This is a genomic window from Arsukibacterium sp., assembly GCF_036735525.1.
In the GTDB taxonomy this organism is placed as follows: Bacteria; Pseudomonadota; Gammaproteobacteria; order Enterobacterales; family Alteromonadaceae; genus Alishewanella.
Window position 1 is genome coordinate 2,917 of the sequence record NZ_DAINOE010000161.1, and the last position, 363, is coordinate 3,279.

Sequence of the window (363 nt, forward strand, 5' to 3'; positions counted from 1 at the left end):
AACGACTGCAAGCCATGGGCTGGCCACTTGCTGATTGTGCCTGTTTATATGCCACGACCCCGCTACTGAGTGCAGATATCATTCAGCAGCTTTATCAGCAACTGCAGCAAGCAGCCGCAGATTATGTCTTTACCAGCGCCCGCTTCTCATTTCCTATTCAAAGGGCACTATTAATGACGGACAGCGGTGGTGTAACGCCTTTTGACCCAGAGAGCATTAGCAAGCGCTCACAAGACTTAGTCCCCGCTTTTCATGATGCAGGTCAGCTGTATTGGGCCAGAGCCGAAACCTGGTTAAATAGTAATAAGTCTATCTTTGACGCCCACTCGCGTATGCATGTTCTGCCTGATCATTTGGTGCAAG

The 363-nt window shown here is 49.6% G+C and carries 1 pseudogene; it reads left to right on the forward strand.

The features are described 5' to 3' along the window. Positions 1–363: pseudogene (locus tag V7D78_RS16635) on the forward strand (pseudaminic acid cytidylyltransferase); the annotation flags it as partial.